This is a genomic window from Legionella stuttgartensis (genome assembly GCF_977063405.2).
The window spans coordinates 276547-295434 of sequence record NZ_CDRUHA020000022.1 but is presented as its reverse complement, the minus strand read 5'-3'; the positions used below and the strand labels follow the sequence as shown (position 1 = coordinate 295434).

The following is an 18888-nucleotide window of genomic DNA, read 5'->3' as shown; positions in this document are numbered from 1 at the left end:
TTTACAATCTTGGAACTAATGATGAGATGGTTTTTAATGAGGAGGAGCTCTCTGCATTAAATGTCGAGATTCCAGAGTCATTCTAATACTTATGATTTTCAGTAAAATGTTTCTAACCTAGGTACAAATGGTCACTCTATTTTATTTTCAATGCGCTTGTCGGGAATGAACCAAATTATTGCAACAATCACATACAGTATTTGGGAAATCCATGTAGAGACATAAGCAAGAGGAATTGCAAAGGCATATAAGGCTATGGAGATATTTCCTTTAAAGTCATTTCCAATAGCTCTTGCTACTAGAGATTCTGTGCCTTCATGTGAGATAAGGACATGTACGAGTATGGAATAGGAAATAGCTGCCATTAAAAGTACTATTCCATAAACTGAAGTAGGCGTCGCAGTAAAGTGATTTTCGCCCATCCATCCGGTTGCAAACGGAAACAGTGAAATCCAGAATAAAAGATTCAGATTGGCCCAAAGCACTTTACCTGAGATACTCTTGGCGGCAGTGAATAGATGATGATGGTTATTCCAATAAATACCAATATAAATAAAACTGAGTAGCTTAAAACAATTGGACCCAGAGGGATCAGACTAACGAAGTTATCACCATGGGGAATTTTAATTTCTAACACCATAATGGTAATAATGATTGCGAGCACTCCATCGCTAAATGCCTCTAACCGTGTTGTTTTCATCTTTCGTCCTAATTAAATATTCAATTAATTCCCTACTTTTTTATAGAGATAAATTAATTAATCTTGTCAATTTTCAAATATTTTGTTGTCTTCTAATTGTAGAACAGGTTTTAATGTTAACTTTCGGTAAGCATGCGTGACTAAGGACAGAATGGTTGTTTCGCCTATAGCTTCGAAGAATTTAGAAGGCTACTTAATGATAAATGGCACCAATAAACTAGAGGCTGGCAAACAAGCCTTTAGACACTGGCGAACCACACGAACAAAGCGGGGGCAAATCCCTGATGAGTTATGGGAGCAGGTCAAGGTACTATTCCAAATCAGGAAGAAATTATTACCTGTCCAGAATATAGTCTGCAGTTTGTTGGCGTAAAAGGAAAGGCTTGATTCAGAGTTTCTATCGAATAATGATGCGCTCCGATGTGTGGCGGTATACTGAAAATCAATGCAGTACCGATGAGTGGGGGATCAAAGCTCATGTTGGACTTTCTGGGGTAACGATGCTGCAGATTACCCCACACAACATCGGTTGTTACTTGCTGTTGCTCCGTTAATTTTAGAAGCCCTTATGCCGAAAAAAGATTCTTGATGACCCATTCAGCGGTACCGTATTTGTTTTTACCAAAACAAATTATCCGCTTTTCGTACATAATTTTTCCTTTAGGGTATATAATGTAGCCTATTTGTTCAATGAGTTTATAGGTTGTTATTTATGCAAGATAAAAAAGAGGCGAGTAGAAGCAGAGGATATGAGATAAGCCCTGAAAAAAATCCCACAAGAGATTATATGATTGAACTAGTCAAGGTACTAGAAGAAACCAATAGGCCTGAAATACCTTTAGATGAAGGGGTAAATATTATTTTAGAGGAACTGGCTTACTTTGCGTCTATAAACGAGTTTCAAAATGCGTTGCTAGCACTGAATCAATTGGCTTCTCACATACAGTACTTCCATGACGAGGGAGCTTTTCTTGAATTTTTAAAAAAAGAAACTGAGTTTTCCGTTATAAATACTCCTCAAGTTGCTTACTTTGTATCGTTAATGAATGATGTGATTAAGAATCAAAATAAACTCTTGGTTGCAGGGAGTCATGAGGACAAAAATATTGAGCATCAAATTCTTCCTTTTTGTTTTTTAAGAAATTCCAAAAAAGGGTTAAAAATTCTTACTTCAATGTTACCTCCTTATGGCGTAGATTTACAATTCCGCAGTGAATCTCATAATGATGTTGCCAAGTTAGATAGTTTGTTCAGTACTCTTAGAATTTATAAAGAATGTTGGCTAAACGATCGTTATTTTTATCGCTCAGCCACTCATTTACCAAAATGGGATAGTTTATATATTGAATCCTTTCAGGATGTTTTTGAGGATATAGCAGATAGAAACTACATAAATTATATTCTGCATAATATTGAAGAGCGTCTTAAAATGTGTAAAGAACACTCTTTCCCGGCCTTTATTCACTATAATGCTGACAATGTAAAATCCTTATTTTTAAAGATTAGTCACTATTTGGGAAACGATAATTTAATTCAGAAAAAAATCGAAGAGCAAATAGCTTCTGGCACTAAAATGCGTTCTTTTAATCAGGAATGTCAAAGAGTTGGATCTAAGACTTTATTATTAGGAGGAACTTATGGGAATGGATGTGTTCTTGCAGCGGCCCAAAAACTTGGAAACACCATTTTTACAAAAACAAATGGTTATTTTCAGTCAAGCCATGCTCACTGCCGTTGGGTCAATTATCACAAAAAACCTTACTTACATGAAAATTCGATTATAGATCCCCAAATTACCGAGGGCTTCAATCCTTTTGATGCAAAACAGAATGTTGAGAAAATAGGCTTTAGCGAGTTTCCCGCACTATTACAGGTTAGCCATCGATATAAAGGTAACTTTTTAATATCTGAGTTAGAGCAAGTGAGTGTTTTAACCGCTTTGCCACTCGAACAACAGCGCAAGTTAATTCTCTCAGAGTGTGTGGATTATTCTAAATTAGCTACTGTAAAACCCAGCGCTTTATCGAGAATCAGACAAAGGAATGCACAATCAAATAATCAAAATAATCAAAATAATCAAAATAATCAAAGCGTTCATAGGCCTATTTTATCATGGTTGCACAATGGTAGTAGACCTACAGTTATTTTGAAGAAAAATCGTAAAGAAAATTCTGAAGCAAGCCCGAGTTCTACGCAAAATATGGGTCCATAATTGTTTCAGTTCGAAAGTAAATAGAGTTAAAACTATAACCATGGGTTCACCTAATTCAGTGATATGCATATCTACAAATAAGGTTGCTCCATTTTTATCTTCTTTTTTGTAAATAAGTGTACGTGATGGAATTTTTTCATATACTGGTACTGGCATATTGGTTCATAATTAGGCAACCCCCTAAAGTTTTTTACACCCTATCTAGCCCCTCAAACTTTTTTGTTAGGTATGGACCATTATTAGAACCAATTCATAGCAACAACCTCTTTAAAACAATGCTCTGTAGTATATGTTTTAATGTACCCAAGTCATTCTTGGAATGCAGAACCAATTCCAACCAAGAAAAGAACTCAACATGGGTTTATTTATAATTTAATAACTTTGGATGACTGTTCTTATTTCATAGCGATTAAAGACATTTGAGTTTAAATGGGATGTACTGATTTGTCTCTTTTTTTTCGAATTTGCAGTTAAGAGAACAATAAATAACCATTTCTTATGTTGTTTAAATAAATTTAATAAAAACAATAGGTTATTTGCTTAATAGGGGGGGTAGCTTATTTCTATTTTTTGAAACAGGGTTTTCTCCATATCTTTTTAAGCACATTTTATAGTGGACCTCTTGACGCTGACTGAAAAATATGCAAAATTGATATTTTGTTTTCACTTATTCTAAAATGTGTATCTTTCTAAGGTAAATTTATTATGGGTTCAAGTTGTAAGCATGCCAAAATTTCATTATTTAGCGCAACAGCATTGTCTGCTACCGCTATGGTTGGTTCAGGATGGCTCTTTAGTGCGCAATTAAATGCTAAAATTGCCGGAAATTACGCCTTCCTTGCATGGGTTCTGGCAGCCTTGTTGGTTATGGCTGTGGGATTATGCCTCGCACAAGTTGCATCTATCTACCCTGTTCGTGGGGCAACTGCTCGCTCTAGTGCATTATCACATAATGGTATTTTTGGTATGCCATTTGCCTTTGCTAACTGGTTTGGATTAATGGTAACGATTGGTACCGAAGCTCAAGCAACGACACAATATTTAGCTGCTGCAATTAAAAGTGATGTTCTAATCACAGATAACGTCCTTACGTTTTATGGTAAATTATTTGCATTAAGTATCTTAGTCATTTATTTATTTATTAATTATTTTGGTATTAAGTTATTAGCCAAAATTAATAATACAGTCACCGTAATAAAAATCCTTAGTCCGATTTTTACGATTGTCATTTTCTTAATTATGCGTTTTGACACCAGCAATTTTAGCTTAGCTACAAACACTCAATATGGGGTTGGATCAGCAATTACTGCAATCATTTCAGCTGGTTTAATCTATTCCTACAATGGGTTTCAATTGGCAGTGGCTTTTGCCAGTGAAATAGAGAATCCCAAACGAAATATCCCTCTATCAATTGTTCTTTCAATTGTAATTGTGATGTTTGTTTATATGTTATTGCAATTATCCTTTATGGGCGCTGTACCCCACGACATGTTAGCAAGTGGGTGGAGTAGCCTTAATTTCCATTCGCCTCTGATTAATTTGGCAATGTTACTTGGCGTGAATTTTTTAGCGATGATCTTGATTGCTGACAGTATCGTGAGTCCATCAGGTACAGGATACTCTTATCTAGGTGGCGCTTCCCGGATGTTCTACGCTATGGCTAAAGAAGGTCAAATGCCAAAGAAGACAATTGGTAAATTACATCCTGAATATAATTTGTGTCGTCGCTCTTTGCTCATTAATTTTACTCTAACTGCAATATTTCTCTGGAATTCCGATAGTTGGGCCTCATTAATGGTGATTGTGACTGGATATCATTTAATTGGATATATGGCCGCTCCGATTAGTATGGGGGCGATTAAACCGAATACCAGGCTATTTGGGTTAGTAATCTTTTGTATCCTTGGGGTAATGATGAGTACTTTACCCGCTAGTGACTTTTTAAAGATGAATTTGTCCATTTCAATTTTAATGATAATTTATGGATCAATACAAATTGCACGACGAATGAAAGTAACAACATTATTAGTATTATCAACGCCTTTTCTGACATATCTGTGGTTAATTTATTTTTATCAAAATATTTATTACATCACATTAATGTCAGCTCTTTTCTATGCATTAATTACTCATAAAGAATACGTTAAGTTATGTAAAGATACTCAACTCGTAAGTGACGACGCTGCTGATATTGCAGTAAACGTGGATCAAGCTCAACGAGCATAATATATGCAATGCCTGTATTTAGTGGAGTTAAATACAGGCGATATTTGTTAGTATTTTCAGCCACAACAAAGTACTTAATGCTGAGTGCAACTTACCAGCGCAATTTTTCGATAATTATGTTGGTTTTGGACGTGTTGCATTTAGCAACTCATCAAAGGCATCATCGGTATTAGTATTTTCGCTCGTGGTCCAAAAGCGATGTGCATGCAATATGTTTTTTATAGTTGTTGTTGGGTTTACCTTCTTTTCCAATTCTTTATTTAATACTTCTCTGAGCGAAATGACCTCGCTTTCAATTGCATTCTTTTGTTTTAGCACGTCATTTCTAACTATTGTTAATGCTTGAATTTTCTTATTTGTGAGACTTGGTCGCTTAGTTACTGCTTCTACCAATGCATCTATTATTTTCCATACCCAATTTGTTTTTTGCAGGCGTTCTATCATGCTATCTAATTGCTTAATTGCACGTGCTACACTATCTGTGCCATTAGGATTATACAGTCTTTCTTTATTGACCGGTTCTAAAGGGTAGCGCAGTGCTGCTGGAATTTCGTGGTTTCCATGTGAGGGTATTAATCCATCTGGTTCTTTAATCTCTTTTCTTTTGGCAACCCAGGAAATGCTATTAATATTACGATTTGACCAGATAGGAGCACGAGGGTTTCGTGAATAAGGAATAGTATTTAAATCGGTTATTGCTTTCTTAGCCTTATTAAATTCATTACTTCCTTCCCCAGCCTGTATTTCTACAACGAAATAATCGCATTTTTGAGCGGTGTAATTTGTCGAGCTTCTATTATGCATATCTTGTTGCTTAAAAATAAAATCCTTAGCTTTTGCTAAAGAAGGAAATGCTTGAAGATATATTTCATTTTTGTTGGGTGTGGCAAAGACCACATGATAAGTTATAGGAGCTATGTTTTTTATCTCATCTTCAATTTGTGTGAATTCTTTTTTAACTTGTTGTATTTCCACCTCTATTTTTTTTGTTTGATATACTAGGATACCCTCCAATCTTCTTCTAAATTCAATGCTGGTTTGTTGATCTTGTAGATCTTTTTGAATGAGATTAAATCCAATATTTTTCAAGTCCCGTAAAAGGTCACACTTATCCGTAACTTTAAATTTATGTAGTAATTGACTAAAAAATGCCCGTAACACCGTTTCTAAAATGTTTAACTGCATTATTGCCTTTTCATCAGCATCTTGTAGAAAAGATATTAGTTGCTGAGCGAATTCAGGTAATTCTGTGTACATAATCTGAGCGATAAAATCAATAGCAATTTCTTGATTAATACCATTTGTATTACGCAAAAAGTCAAATATATTTTTTCCATCTGACATGATTAGAGACTTAAATTAATGGGGAACACATGCGATTATAATCGTTTAAAATTAAGAATAAATTAAGTCCTAATTTGTGTTTATTTTTTTGTTTTATAATAGTTTTTTGATACTGGCGCATGACCACTGTTGGCGCAAAGCATCAATGCATAACATGCCTGTACTATAATAGTACTTATTGGGTCTATATTGACAGGAAATATTATGCATGAAAAAACTTTAATAGATGAAGATAAACAATTATTCCAAAAAGTATTAGATGCCTTTAAAAAGAATGATGTAGAGGAATTCACTAACCTTATAAAATATGCGAGTGCTCAAAGAATAGAGCTGTCTACTTTAGTTGATGATAATGGAAATACACTGATGCATCATTTTATACTTGGTGCATCTCCAGTATTTATAAAAGTTGCTAGAAATGATTATTTTGACAGTTTTAATCCAAGTTGGCATATAACAAATAAGGATGGGCATACTCCATTTGATTTACTCGCGAATTTACCTCCTGAAAAAAACGATTTCAAAAAGCGAGCAGAAATTACTTATGGCTTTTGGTCTCAGTTATATATTTTAAGTCAATTTAGGCAATACTTGGAATTTAAAAAACGTGACAATGAAACTGGATATGATGTCAAGGAGTGTGAACGCATCATTAAACGCCTAGAAAATGGCCATTGTAATGGATTTGCCGCTACCTGGTTACTGCTTTGGTTAAATGATAATGAAGATGAGTATTATAAACTTTTAGGGCCGGTTGTGGATTGGAACAGGGAGAGGGATTCCCTAGATGCCGCCTTAACGAAACAATTTGAATATGCAATTTCTGTAATTAGGAGTTTCCAACAAGGCCGTGTCTTTTCTGATGAAAAAGAAATGCATGAAAAACAATTGGATGAGTGGGCAGGTCTTAAGAGTACGAAAGACAAGCATCGAGATGTATTAATAGGATCGCCTAGCTTCTTTAAGCCGCAAGATAGTTGGGAAGATTTTTCGGAACCAGGGAAATATAAATCGGAATACCAGTGGGAAAGTCCACATTTTTCGCTAGAAGCTCTGATGATTTTGCTAGAAAAGTTAGGGAAGAATTCTGAGAATAAATTAGGCTTGTCTATTGGTTCTTATCAACACGCCACTGCTGCAGGAATTAAAAACTCAAAACTTTATTTTTTTGATCCTAATTGCTCTCCCGTATCGAATACAACTGCTAAAGTTGAGTTACCTAGGGTCTATGATTTAACATCTGAAGAAGATAGGAAAAAGGCTGCAGAAGATATCTATTTTGCTGTGGCTTACAGACCAGCTGAATCTTTATATAGTTCCTTTCAAGGGAGTATTAAAACCATATCTTTATCAGAGACTCCTTATAAAGGAGAAGAAATTTCTATGAGCGCTATAGGACTCTCTAGGGCTAAGCGTTTAGGCGGATGATTTAACTCCTAAATGAAGAAGTTATTCGAAGAATTAGAACTCTTACTTTTGTTAAAAGGTTACATTTTATTTTGATTAAATCAATGGGATCTATTTTTGGTCCCATTGATTTAGAAAGTCATTTGAAACTGAATCTATCTACTTATAGTAGACTTTTTCCAGTTATTGGTTGAGTATAAACACCACTTTTATATTCTTGCCAATTATCAGCAGGTTTGATAGCACATTTTTTTGAAACCATATGCCATCCTGGTTGATACTTGTAACATGCCGCATGGATTGGTCCGACTGCAAGCATGGTAGTGGCGAGTATTAATCCTGCTGCTTTGATCTTCATTTAAATCTCCTTATACATAGTTGTACAGCTTGACTAAAAATACTTCAATATGATTATATATTATGCTTTGTTGATGTGCAAATTTGTACTTGATTAAAAGCAGTGCTTACAAGGATTGAGCGTATTATTTTGATGATTACCAGGCAGAGGATCTTCTAATAGCTTTAAGTTTTGGAGCCCTTTCTTGCATTGCGAACGATTAGCCTTAATAAAACCTTAATGTTGTTAGCATAAAATATGATCTGTTTATTTAATAATTGATCAGATTATTTCTGTTAACGTACTTAAGGATACAACGTGAATAAAATTTTGACTTTATCTCTTTTTATCATCTTTGGACTATTCTGTTCTCAATCAAACGCTCAAAAGACAATTAAACTCAATCCAAATGAAACAAAACTACTCGCAAATAATACCCTTTGGACGCTCAATGCTACATGTGTTGTTCAATGTACGCATCAAAATAACGGTAAAATTAAAATTAACGTAATAAAAAATAGTGGCGTGATCAATGGGAAAAAACTGTCTACGGGTCAAGGAACCCTAATTCGGGTTAAGAATAACAGCAGTGTATCTGTAAGCGCAGAATCGGGTACTCAAATCAATCTCATCAATTTAGGCTCTGATGAATTGCAAGCGGTTTGTTCTACCTAATTAAATAACCCAAAATGATCTAATAAAAGTTCCCATATTTGCTCAGTAATATGGGAATGATTCCAACTTCGTCACTATTTATGAGCACAGCACCTTAATAGATGTTCATTGATTTTTTCATAATCTTTATGTTAAGGTGGTTAAATGAACAAATCTCGTTCTCTGATCCTCTTAATACTTATGAGTGCCATTTTTCTTGCACCACTCAAGCTTCCGACTTGTCCAAAACAAAGCGTTAATTCGCCTGTGGCTCTTTCTGTCGTAATGACTCCTTGTTCTGTGCAGCAAGTAATGAACAGTAGTTGTTATTCAGCTTCTTATTGGCTTCAAGATGCATTTGTAAACTCATCATGGATAGTACGAAACCTCATTGGTTTATTAGGTTTTTTACTTATTTTGTCAAAATATAATTCTCCATTGGATACGATTTATCGTCCTCCCATTTGATTTCTTATTTTATTTTTAAACTCAAAAAATTTATTAAGGAATCAAAATGAAAAAACTAATTTTGTCATTGTTGATGGCATTTATTTCTTTTTCTGTTTTTGCATCAGGGATTAGCAGTGCGAATCCTGCCGATGCAATGCAGTTTATCCAAAGTCACAGTCCAATTTTTTATCTGACTGCATTCTTTTGCCTTGGTGTTCTATTGGCATTTACACCTTGTGTTTTACCCATGGTACCGATTCTATCTAGTATCATTACGGGGCAAGGAGCAAATACCGGACGTCATGCCTTTAAATTATCTTTAGGATATGTTTTGGGGATGGCAGTTACTTACGCCATAGCAGGAATGTTAGCAGCATGGTTTGGGTCGACGGTACAAACACTAATGCAGCAGCCGCTGATTATTGCTAGTTTCAGTATTTTATTTATAGTTATGGCATTATGGTTGTTGGGTGTTTTTGAATTACAATTGCCTGTTTTTGCACGACTTACACCTAAGCAAAAATACCAGCATGGTATTTTGTCGGCAACTTTGATGGGATCTTTGTCTACCCTGGTCGTTTCGCCCTGTGTTACAGCACCTTTGATTGGTATTCTAACTTATATTGCTCAGAGCAACCGCGTTGCTGAAGGTGGTTTATTACTCTTTGTTTTGGCATTAGGAATGGGGCTGCCTTTATTAATTGTGGGGGCAGGATATGGTCGTTTTTTACCCAGCTCTGGCCCTTGGATGGTTCGAATCAAACAAGTATTTGCCCTCATGATGTTTGCCATGGCCGTCTGGTTATTAAGTCGTGTTGCGCCTCAGTTTTGGATTGATCTCTCGTGGGTTGTTGTCTTGCTTATAAGTGCATGGGTTTTTGGTGCTTTTCGCCAGGAACCTCATTTGGGGGGACGCTTACTGCAAGGTTTGGCTTTGTTATCTATGATGGGAGCGGGGGCTTTGGCTTATCAAGCATTTGTACCTACTCCAATTATTGAGTCAGTGACACAAGCCCCATTCATTAGGGTGCATAATCTTGAAGAAGTGAATGCCAAATTAGCTGAAGCAAAGGCAAATCATAAACGTGTTTTTATCGAATTTTTTGCCGGGTGGTGTAGTGACTGTCAGGCCATGGATAAACATGTATTTAATCAAGCTGATGTTATTGAGGCCATGCAAGATTCAGTAAATCTCCGCGTGGATATCAGCGAAAAGACAGATGAAGTGGCTAAAATTCGTCAGGCGTACCATATTTATGGTATTCCTACGATGCTCTTTTATGATAAGGAGGGGCAACAACTTGCTAACTTAAGTTCTGTAGGACAGATATCTAAAGAAAAAACCGTGCAGTTATTAGCACAATTTCAGAATTAGTATTCTGTAAATCCGCAACCCACAAGTGCATATTTTTCATAAGTGATGAATATGAGGTATTTGTTCATCTACTGAGCTTGTGGGTTGCTCTCACCATCTCTTTTTTTGAAGACACTAAGGTGTCTAGACCAATAATGAATCATATTAGTCAAAAATAATGTGCTCTATATTATTATTGTGTATAATATTTACCCATGATTGCTCAAAAAGAACAGATTGCCTCTTCGTGAATTGACAAAACTGCGCTTATTTTTACAGGAATATAGATAAATGGCTGCTAGATCGATAGATGAACTAACTGCGGAAATTATAGCTTTGAAACAATCAGGGGGCATGAGATTTGATATGTCCGGATGTGATATTGGAAAAAAATCAGACATAGAGTTGTTACCCTTATTTGAGGTTTTAAAAAACGCTCGCGTGAAGAATTTTCAGCTAGGGAATAATTTTCTTTGGGAAAAAACAGGTACTGAGCTGGCCGCAATGTTAAGTGCTTTAATAGACGCAGGGGTCACAGAGCTTGATTTGTATGGAAATGAGCTTTGCCAAAAATCAACGGCTGATCTTGTTACTATGTTGGGTGCTTTACAAAAATTAGGGCTGAGAAAGCTTAGGTTGGGGAGAAATGATCTTTGGAAAAAATCAGGAACTGAATTAGCAATTATTTTAGGAGCTTTACAGGATTCTGGAGTGACGCATCTTGATTTGAGTGATAATCATCTCGTAGAAAAAACAGGTATTGAGCTCGCAACGATGTTGGATGCTCTAAAAAACGCTGAAGTACACCACCTTAATTTGAGTAGAAATAATCTAGGTCAAAAAACAGATACAGAGCTTGCTATTATGTTTACTGCCTTAAAGGGAAGTGGGGTAAGGTATCTGGTTTTGGCTAATAATAATTTGGTTCAAAAAACTTGTGCTGAGCTGGCTACTATTTTAAAAGCTTTTAAAAACTCTGGGGTCAAGTATCTTGATTTAAGTTGGAATTATCTTGGACAAATAACGGGTTCTGACCTAGCGATCATACCGGAGGCTTTAAAAGATTCAGGAGTAACCCATCTTGATTTAGGTGAGAACCGCTTGGGACAAAGATCTGGTCGCGAGTTAGCTTCCATGTTAGGTGGTTTAAAAGACTCAGGAGTAACACATCTTAAGCTACGCGAGAACCTACTAGCACAAAAATCAGGTGCTAAGTTGGCTTTCATTTTAGGGGCTTTAAAAAGTTCAGGAGTTAAGCATCTTGATTTGAGTTGGAATAATTTTTGGCAAAAAACAGGGCTTGAACTCGCAACGATGCTCGATGCGTTACAGGACTCAGGGATAACTCATCTTAGTTTGGCTTGGAATGAGCTATCCAAAATAACTGGAGCTGAGCTAGTTACTATGTTAGGTGCCTTAAAGAAATCAGGGATAACACATCTTAATTTTTGTGGGAATCAATTGGGATTCAAAAAAACCACTGAGCTTGCGGCAATGATACGTGTTTTAAAAGATTCTGGGATAACACATCTTGATTTGTCTAGTAATAATCTAGAAGAGAAATCCGCAGCTGAACTTGCGGTCATTTTCGCTGAGCTGGAGGGGTCGGGAATAACTCATCTTAATTTGAGTTGGAATGGACTTAGTAATAGATCGAGTATTGATCTTGAAAAAATTATTAATGCTATTCCCAAGAGTGTTGTATCGATTAGCTTAACTTTTTTTGACATCGAAAAAATGGATGAAGCGCAACGCAAAGTGATTAAAGATCGATTTCCAAACCCTGAAAACATTATTCTGATTGCTAAAGAGAATAGAAAATTAGATGCCTCACTTAGGAAGGCTGATGCAAATGTTTATAGGGCGCTAGGATATAAGACGACTATCCCATCGCTTTTAAATAATTGCGCTTTGTTCGTAGCCCAAAACAAAGAGCTATTTAAAAAGCGAGATAAAGAACTTCCTCTAGACTTAATTGAGTATGTCAATGAACTCAAAAGCTAAGCAAAGAGGGCAACAAACGCTGTGGGATATCGCCTCAGGGGTTTGATAAGCGATAGTGTATCAAATCAAATCTGAGGCTATAAAAAATATTCTCAAATGTACCTATTTTACTGTCGATAATGAATGATAATTTAGTGTAGGATTATTCTTTGCAATCAGATTCCCAAAAAAAGAATTGTCCATTTCCACGACGTTCGCATCACTAATAATAACTGATTCGCGAGAGAGATCTTCAGGAAGTTTGTCGAGGTCAATTTTGGCTGAGATCAATGCAGTTAAACCGATGTAATTTCCATCGGAATCTTTGGTTGTTGAAGTAACAACACCCTTGATAAAAATCGCATCACCGTATTCTTGAGTATAGCTTTTTACAAGTTCTCGTAAAAATTCCATGGCACTAGGAATTAGTTGATTGCTCTCTTCTTGGGTTAAGAACTTGGTGAGATCTAGGCCTATAGAGCCTTTGAGAACAGTGGTTGGTGAAGAGCCATTACCATAATCATAACTTAGATTGTCAACTTTTACTTCGAAGCTGTTTTTTGGACCGACTTTCTTATAGAAACTATTTAAAGCGACTTTGGATGCTCGTTCTTTATCAATTTCTAAAGCGTCAAATTTAAGTTTTGCTACAGTAGCTTCCTTTAAAATCTAAATCTCAGTAAAGAAAAATCAATACTTATAGATAAATGTTTCCTTTAACTGTTTGAGAAAAGCAGATCTATTTTTGCTCATCCTAATTGATAATGATTATCATTATCAATTAGGATGTAGGCTGATTTTCAATATTCTTATTCATTATGATTAAAATAATTGCAACTTTTGCGGCTTTTTTGCTGGTGTCATTTAACATTTTTGCAAAATCCGCACTATTTGAATGGCATCCTAAACGATTTACTTATGAGGGCCATGTATACTTTAATGCGACCAACTCGGCAGTTCAGGGGGGAAGATATTTACTTAACCAGCAATTATCAAATGTTAAACTAGGTTCTGAATTGCAGATGAACGATTGGAGTAAAGTGAAAGGATTATTAATTTATAATACCTTGCCCACTCCTATTAATCCTCAATTGTATATTGATCAACTGTATAACGAATTTAAAAATCCCAATTCACATTGGTATCTTGAGGGAGGAAAAAAATGGATTACTTTTGGCAACTACAAAAATGATCTAATTTATAAACCCCTCACTAAAGCTTTAGGTCAAACCAATGAATTAGCAGCAGTAATGGGATACGACGCAGAATATTACATCAATGTCTCTTTATTTTCTCCTTATTCACCTATCCGCTCATCCAATCTTCCTTATTACAATTTAAATGTAGGTACACATAACAGAAATTATGATGTCGGTGGCAGTTATCTTTTTTCTTTAGCCGAAAGCCAGCTTTTACAATACAACAAGGGTTTTGGTGGTTTTTTGGGTAGGGCTATGCCCAGCAAAGTTCCCGGTTTTGCTGCATATATAAATTTGAACTATAAAAAAATGGGGGGCTATTTGACCTATGTTACAGCACTTAATCGATTTCAAAGCACAGAACTTAGTTACAATACAAAAGGGGCCAAGCCTCAAGCCTTTAGTATTCAAAGCGGGTATGACGTGACGATAAAAAAAATGCCGATGAAACTGATTGGATTTTATGATTATTCCTATGAGGCTTTAGCCTTAAGAATACCTAAACAACGAATCGGAGTAGGGCTTTCGGCATATCCTAAATCTTATCTAACTGCGCAATTTCAGTATTTTAAAGATTATGAATACAGTTCTAAAGACCAAGCGTCAGGTTTAAATAAAATGATTTTGGGAACATCTGCAAAGGTTAATACATTTGCACTACAGCTTATTTTAAATTTCTAGCTCCTTACAACATCTTCTTTATTTAACCACAAAAAAATCGATCAACTATTGCAAATGAGAATCATTATCGTTTATATTGCAAATGATAATGATTCTCATTTTGTTGTTCTGAGCAAATCGGCAATTGGAACGTTGTTTCTAAGAGTAACAACTGTAATCGAAAGACAATAAAGAGGGTGGTGTGTATGATTTTATCGAATACTCATGCTAATGAACTCAATTACCAATTACGTTCATTATTAACGAATACTGATTTTCCTATTTCATCCAAACAAATGGGGCATTTTCTTGTCGCTTCTTATCAACAGTGTTTTAATCGACTAAGAAGATCTGCGATTTCAGAAGGATTAATTGATAAAAAAGTAATGAGTCCATCCATTACTACTTATCTTGATCTCCTGAAAATTTATTCTCAAAATCAACAAACTCATTTCAAATATTGGCACTCATTACATGAAGAGTTAAATGAAAGTATTGCAAATCAAGCCTTGGCTCTTGCTTATCAGTATCAATGGCATAAAACAATCCGGCAACAGGCAAAGGGATATACAAATTTATGGTCTTGGTTAATCGAACACTCAAGCCAACAGCAAATACTTAATTTTTTAGAACAATGGGGTTGCATGGGGCATCCATCTCATCCCAACTTTCGTGCCAAAATAGGGTTTAATCGTAAAGAGGTTGTGCAATATTCTCCGGAATTTAATTCCGAAGTCACAATTGGGTGGGCTGCCATTCACCATTCACTTGCATTTATTTCAACATCAAAGTCCGCTTTTCACTGGCTGTTCAGCAATCATTTTCCCAAGGAATACAGCTTGTGGAGTGAGGCGTTACGATTAAAAAAATTGAACCCCGATGATTATTATCCATTTCCTATTCATCCCTGGCAATGGACTAATAAATTACAAACAGTAACAAAATCTATATTCGAGGAAAATCAATTTATAATCAATCCAGTGCACCAACAAACCAAACCATCGATGTCATTTCGTACTATGATGCCGCTTGAAAAACATGGTCCTCATCTTAAATTAGCGGTGGGTGTACATACTACTTCATCTTTACGTACTGTTTCTCCAGCCTCGGTAAGTAACTCGTCTACACTCTCGCAATGGATCAATGAGTTACTTACACAAAATCAATATTATAAGGGGCAATTATTTTTAGCTCGTGATTTAGCAGGGATCAACGCAATACATTCATCTATTCCTAATGACGAAAAAAAACATTTCGGTCTTATAGTTCGTGAAAATCCTTTACAATGGATTCGATTAAATCAAAAACTTGTGCCGCTTGCGTCTCTTTTTAAACGCTCACCTCTGAGCCAAAGATCCTTATTAAGTGAGCTCATCGAACTTAACCAAAGTAATCCAGTAGATTATTTTATGGACTATTGTCGCTGCATTTTAGCGAGCCAGCTGCATTTATTATTATGTTATGGAATTGCTTTAGAGGCTCACCAACAAAACACTTTAGTTATTTTTCAGGCAAATCGTCCTTCTGGTTTGGTACTGCGTGATTTGGGAGGTATAAAAATTTGTAGTCACGCATTCTATGATAAGGTGGCTAAACCAGCACTACATCCAGACTCCACAATAACCTGCTCTGGGTTAAATGAGCTGACCAATAAATTCATACATGGTAATTTACTGAGTAATTTGGCTTATGGGATTGATTGCTTGAGTGTGGATTATAAGCTTTCTAAGGCAATGCTCTGGCGAAAAGTAAGACAAATTCTAGATCATCTGTTAGAGGAATTGCGAACAGAGATTGAGCCCCGAATACATCATTGGTATCGACAGCAATTGCTTGTTCAGCCCTGGCAGCAAAAATGTTTGCTTGCTATGCGACTCCATGAAAATCAAAGCCAAGATCTTTTTTCTATGATTCGAAATCCTTTGAGCAGAGCTTATGCCTAAATCAATACAATCGCTTCTTTTAATAAGTCAATTTTTTATGATTTTGGCTTTAGAAATGACGAATCCTTTTTTATCGTTATTGATTGCATCGCAGGGGGAGATATCGATGCAGAGTGCTGTATTCTATAGCATGCTCAGTTTGGTATTTCCTATGCTTGCCAATATCATTATGACACCAATTTGGGGGCTTGCTGCGGATCGTTATGGCTATAAGCCCATGCTTATGCGTGCAGCGTGGGCTTTGGTATTTACCCAATTGAGTATGATCTTTGTGAATTCCCTTAATTGGATTTTAATCATTCGTATTGTTCAGGGCGCTTTTGCTGGTTTTATTGTATCCATGCAAACCTATTCGTTAAGTCTTTGTGAATGGCACCATAAAAGTCGACAGTTGTCACGCTTACAATCAGCAAAGGCGGTTGCTACAACTTTGGCAGGGTTCACAGGAGGCCTAATCTTAACAGCGACTAATTATCAAGGATTATATGAAGTAGCAACGGTTATTTGTTTCACTATCACACTTGTTATGCACTATTACTTGCCAGCCAGCCCAAAACCTGAAAGTAAAAATTTAGGTCATAAAACCGATACGTTGAACGTAGACTCGAAGCCTATATACGCGCTGTGTTTTTTAATTACCTTAACTCAAATCATTAAATTTTTACCTGATCCGGGATTATCTTTATTTATTAATGATTCGTTTTCTCATAATTTAATTTTTATCGGCTTACTTTATTCTTTTCCTGCGGCGGGTATGCTGTTGAGTTCGGAATGGTGTGGCCGTCAGTTCGATCGATGCAGGTCTGATCCGTCTTTAGTTCATCGTTATTTAATTCATTACAGTGTGTTAGGTTTCATTCTTATGCTATGTCAAGCATGCATAAGCAACCTTATTTTTTTTGCCTTTATTCGCATTCTATGGGGCGTTGTGTTAGCTGCTTTATTACCTGCATTATTTGCGCTTTTAAGTGATCGTTATTCTTTACCGGGCTATGCACTTGGTTTAGCGAATTCGTTTGCCAAACTAGGTAATCTCATTGGTTTGTTATTAGGCGGTCTACTGCTAAATTGGCTTTCTTATTCAACGCTTTTTGTGATTAATGCTGGTCTTTATGGTTTATTTGCTTTTTTCGTGCTGTGGCTTCATGGAGTTTTTATCAATCTTTTGCCACATATCTCTAATACTTACCCTGACAGAACATTATGACCAATAAAATGCTTCTAGCCATATTGCTTACCTGGTTTTTTGGAAATCTTGATATTCATTTCCTTGCTCCAGCTTTACCTAGATTAGCTGAATATTTCGAAGTGGAACCCAATATTGCTCAATTAACAATTAGTATTTTTTTATTGGGTAAAGCATTAAGTATGGTCTTATGGGGAATGCTTTCCGAACGTTATGGAAGAAAACTGATATTTATTTCAGGTTTATTTTTGTATTTGATCTCTAATTTTCTTGCGGCATGGAGCTCTTCTATTGGTATTTTATTGTTTTGCCGATTTGTTCAGGGATTGGCTGTAGGAGCGACTTTGCTCATGGGAAGAGCAATGATTAACGATACCTATGATGAACAGCATGCAACAAAATATTTTGCTTGGTTGTTCACTTTTGGAGGTCTGTTTATCTGCTTTTTACCTTTTTTGGGAGGCTTAATTAATAACCATTGGAGTTGGCAGACTGCATCAATAATTATTGCCCTGTATGCTCTTTTTCTCCTTCCTCTAAGTATCGGTATGAAAGAGACCAAATCTAATGATTCAATAAGTTTGAATTTTAAAAAAATAATAACTACCTTTTTCCGTCATCCTATTTTTGTGGGGTACTTATTCATTTCAGCGTTAATGATGGCAGGTGAATCCGCTTTCAATACTTCAGCATCGTTTATTTTAATTAAAGGTTCTCAATGGACGTCCACCCAATATGGACTTGCAAAGACAGCTATGGCCATAATGCATTTATTAGGAACTGCGTGTTGTGGCCTATTAGTTAAACATTACACCAGTAGACAATTGACCGCATGCGGCGTTTATTTTTTTGCTTTCTCAGCGGGTTTAATGTGGATGTCACATTTATTTTCGGATATGGTTTATCTTTGTTTTGTGATACCAATGATGATCTATTATTTTGGTACTGGTTTTATTGTTGCCAGTGCAACTTCTGCAGTTGTACGTCCATTCCCCAAGCAAATGGCATTAGCTTTGGCGTTAACGTTATTCTGCCAATTTAATTGTTCTGCTTTATTCAGTTTTATTACCAGTGTTATCGGTATCACAGATGCTTATTCTTTTATGCACTTGCTGTGCTTAATTGCTTTACTCAGTTTGATTACATTAAATCGACTTAAATTGAATGAAAAAAATTATTGGAACAACGATTTCTTGCACAATAAAAAATAGTGTTTCATAGAAGTAAAACGAA

General features: G+C 35.9%; 16 protein-coding genes and 1 pseudogene. 12 read left to right on the top strand and 5 right to left on the bottom strand.

Annotation, left to right across the window (positions count from 1 at the left end):
- Window positions 1-131 precede the first annotated feature (131 nt).
- Entirely contained in the window at window positions 132-485 is a 354-nt protein-coding gene (locus tag ACWTEW_RS06955) for a TMEM175 family protein (protein ID WP_454781285.1), read from the bottom strand.
- A 12-nt stretch (window positions 486-497) separates the two neighbouring features.
- Window positions 498-640, bottom strand: a pseudogene (locus ACWTEW_RS06950) (TMEM175 family protein); the annotation flags it as partial.
- Between the two features lie 443 nt (window positions 641-1083).
- Here ACWTEW_RS06950 and ACWTEW_RS06945 point away from each other — a divergent pair.
- The 3 genes from ACWTEW_RS06945 to ACWTEW_RS06935 all read left to right on the top strand — a co-directional run bounded on the left by ACWTEW_RS06945 (window position 1084) and on the right by ACWTEW_RS06935 (window position 5138).
- Window positions 1084-1254 carry a hypothetical protein gene (locus tag ACWTEW_RS06945; RefSeq protein ID WP_454780982.1) on the top strand — a complete coding sequence of 57 codons (171 nt, stop codon included), beginning with the start codon at window positions 1084-1086 and terminating at the stop codon, window positions 1252-1254.
- A 158-nt stretch (window positions 1255-1412) separates the two neighbouring features.
- Entirely contained in the window at window positions 1413-2912 is a 1500-nt protein-coding gene (locus ACWTEW_RS06940; protein ID WP_454780981.1) for a hypothetical protein, read from the top strand.
- Between the two features lie 705 nt (window positions 2913-3617).
- Window positions 3618-5138 (top strand): APC family permease, encoded by a 1521-nt coding sequence (locus ACWTEW_RS06935; protein WP_454780980.1) that lies wholly within the window; start codon window positions 3618-3620, stop codon window positions 5136-5138.
- Window positions 5139-5252: 114 nt separating this feature from the next.
- Here the strand turns inward: ACWTEW_RS06935 and ACWTEW_RS06930 are convergent, their stop codons facing one another.
- Entirely contained in the window at window positions 5253-6482 is a 1230-nt protein-coding gene (locus ACWTEW_RS06930; RefSeq protein WP_454780979.1) for a hypothetical protein, read from the bottom strand.
- A 204-nt stretch (window positions 6483-6686) separates the two neighbouring features.
- Here ACWTEW_RS06930 and ACWTEW_RS06925 point away from each other — a divergent pair, with 204 nt between their 5' ends.
- A complete protein-coding gene (locus tag ACWTEW_RS06925) occupies window positions 6687-7910 on the top strand; it encodes a hypothetical protein (RefSeq protein WP_454780978.1) in 1224 nt (407 codons plus the stop codon).
- 142 nt (window positions 7911-8052) lie between these two features.
- On the opposite strand, the gene ACWTEW_RS06920 is transcribed toward ACWTEW_RS06925, so the two are convergent.
- Entirely contained in the window at window positions 8053-8247 is a 195-nt protein-coding gene (locus ACWTEW_RS06920) for a hypothetical protein (protein WP_454780977.1), read from the bottom strand.
- A gap of 297 nt (window positions 8248-8544) precedes the next feature.
- Here ACWTEW_RS06920 and ACWTEW_RS06915 point away from each other — a divergent pair, with 297 nt between their 5' ends.
- The 4 genes from ACWTEW_RS06915 to ACWTEW_RS06900 all read left to right on the top strand — a co-directional run bounded on the left by ACWTEW_RS06915 (window position 8545) and on the right by ACWTEW_RS06900 (window position 12688).
- A complete protein-coding gene (locus ACWTEW_RS06915; protein WP_454780976.1) occupies window positions 8545-8901 on the top strand; it encodes a hypothetical protein in 357 nt (118 codons plus the stop codon).
- Window positions 8902-9045: 144 nt separating this feature from the next.
- Window positions 9046-9348, top strand: coding sequence for a hypothetical protein (locus tag ACWTEW_RS06910; RefSeq protein WP_454780975.1), 303 nt, complete (start codon window positions 9046-9048; stop codon window positions 9346-9348).
- A 46-nt stretch (window positions 9349-9394) separates the two neighbouring features.
- Window positions 9395-10705 (top strand): protein-disulfide reductase DsbD family protein, encoded by a 1311-nt coding sequence (locus ACWTEW_RS06905; protein ID WP_454780974.1) that lies wholly within the window; start codon window positions 9395-9397, stop codon window positions 10703-10705.
- A gap of 270 nt (window positions 10706-10975) precedes the next feature.
- Window positions 10976-12688 (top strand): leucine-rich repeat domain-containing protein, encoded by a 1713-nt coding sequence (locus tag ACWTEW_RS06900; RefSeq protein ID WP_454780973.1) that lies wholly within the window; start codon window positions 10976-10978, stop codon window positions 12686-12688.
- Window positions 12689-12790: 102 nt separating this feature from the next.
- Here ACWTEW_RS06900 and ACWTEW_RS06895 read toward each other — a convergent pair whose 3' ends face one another.
- Window positions 12791-13081 carry a hypothetical protein gene (locus ACWTEW_RS06895; protein WP_454780972.1) on the bottom strand — a complete coding sequence of 97 codons (291 nt, stop codon included), beginning with the start codon at window positions 13079-13081 and terminating at the stop codon, window positions 12791-12793.
- A 404-nt stretch (window positions 13082-13485) separates the two neighbouring features.
- Between ACWTEW_RS06895 and ACWTEW_RS06890 the strand changes: the two genes are divergently transcribed.
- The 4 genes from ACWTEW_RS06890 (at window position 13486) to ACWTEW_RS06875 (ending at window position 18866) form a co-directional block, all read left to right on the top strand.
- Complete coding sequence (locus tag ACWTEW_RS06890; RefSeq protein WP_454780971.1) at window positions 13486-14547, top strand: LbtU family siderophore porin; 1062 nt, start codon at window positions 13486-13488, stop codon at window positions 14545-14547.
- A 185-nt stretch (window positions 14548-14732) separates the two neighbouring features.
- Window positions 14733-16469, top strand: a complete 1737-nt coding sequence (locus ACWTEW_RS06885) for an IucA/IucC family protein (protein ID WP_454780970.1) — start codon at window positions 14733-14735, stop codon at window positions 16467-16469.
- On the top strand, window positions 16462-17676 hold the full coding sequence (locus tag ACWTEW_RS06880) for an MFS transporter (protein WP_454780969.1): 1215 nt from the start codon (window positions 16462-16464) through the stop codon (window positions 17674-17676). The genes ACWTEW_RS06885 and ACWTEW_RS06880 overlap by 8 nt, the downstream gene beginning before the upstream one ends.
- Complete coding sequence (locus tag ACWTEW_RS06875; RefSeq protein ID WP_454780968.1) at window positions 17673-18866, top strand: MFS transporter; 1194 nt, start codon at window positions 17673-17675, stop codon at window positions 18864-18866. Before ACWTEW_RS06880 ends, ACWTEW_RS06875 begins: the two co-directional genes overlap by 4 nt.
- The last annotated feature ends 22 nt before the right edge of the window (window positions 18867-18888 follow it).

Coding starts and splice junctions, on each gene's coding strand:
- ACWTEW_RS06880 (WP_454780969.1), top strand. CDS start 16,462: ATGCCTAAATCAATACAATCGCTTCTTTTAATAAGTCAATTTTTTATG.
- ACWTEW_RS06885 (WP_454780970.1), top strand. CDS start 14,733: ATGATTTTATCGAATACTCATGCTAATGAACTCAATTACCAATTACGT.
- ACWTEW_RS06920 (WP_454780977.1), bottom strand. CDS start 8,247: ATGAAGATCAAAGCAGCAGGATTAATACTCGCCACTACCATGCTTGCA.
- ACWTEW_RS06910 (WP_454780975.1), top strand. CDS start 9,046: ATGAACAAATCTCGTTCTCTGATCCTCTTAATACTTATGAGTGCCATT.
- ACWTEW_RS06935 (WP_454780980.1), top strand. CDS start 3,618: ATGGGTTCAAGTTGTAAGCATGCCAAAATTTCATTATTTAGCGCAACA.
- ACWTEW_RS06940 (WP_454780981.1), top strand. CDS start 1,413: ATGCAAGATAAAAAAGAGGCGAGTAGAAGCAGAGGATATGAGATAAGC.
- ACWTEW_RS06890 (WP_454780971.1), top strand. CDS start 13,486: ATGATTAAAATAATTGCAACTTTTGCGGCTTTTTTGCTGGTGTCATTT.
- ACWTEW_RS06900 (WP_454780973.1), top strand. CDS start 10,976: ATGGCTGCTAGATCGATAGATGAACTAACTGCGGAAATTATAGCTTTG.
- ACWTEW_RS06895 (WP_454780972.1), bottom strand. CDS start 13,081: ATGGAATTTTTACGAGAACTTGTAAAAAGCTATACTCAAGAATACGGT.
- ACWTEW_RS06930 (WP_454780979.1), bottom strand. CDS start 6,482: ATGTCAGATGGAAAAAATATATTTGACTTTTTGCGTAATACAAATGGT.
- ACWTEW_RS06905 (WP_454780974.1), top strand. CDS start 9,395: ATGAAAAAACTAATTTTGTCATTGTTGATGGCATTTATTTCTTTTTCT.
- ACWTEW_RS06925 (WP_454780978.1), top strand. CDS start 6,687: ATGCATGAAAAAACTTTAATAGATGAAGATAAACAATTATTCCAAAAA.
- ACWTEW_RS06875 (WP_454780968.1), top strand. CDS start 17,673: ATGACCAATAAAATGCTTCTAGCCATATTGCTTACCTGGTTTTTTGGA.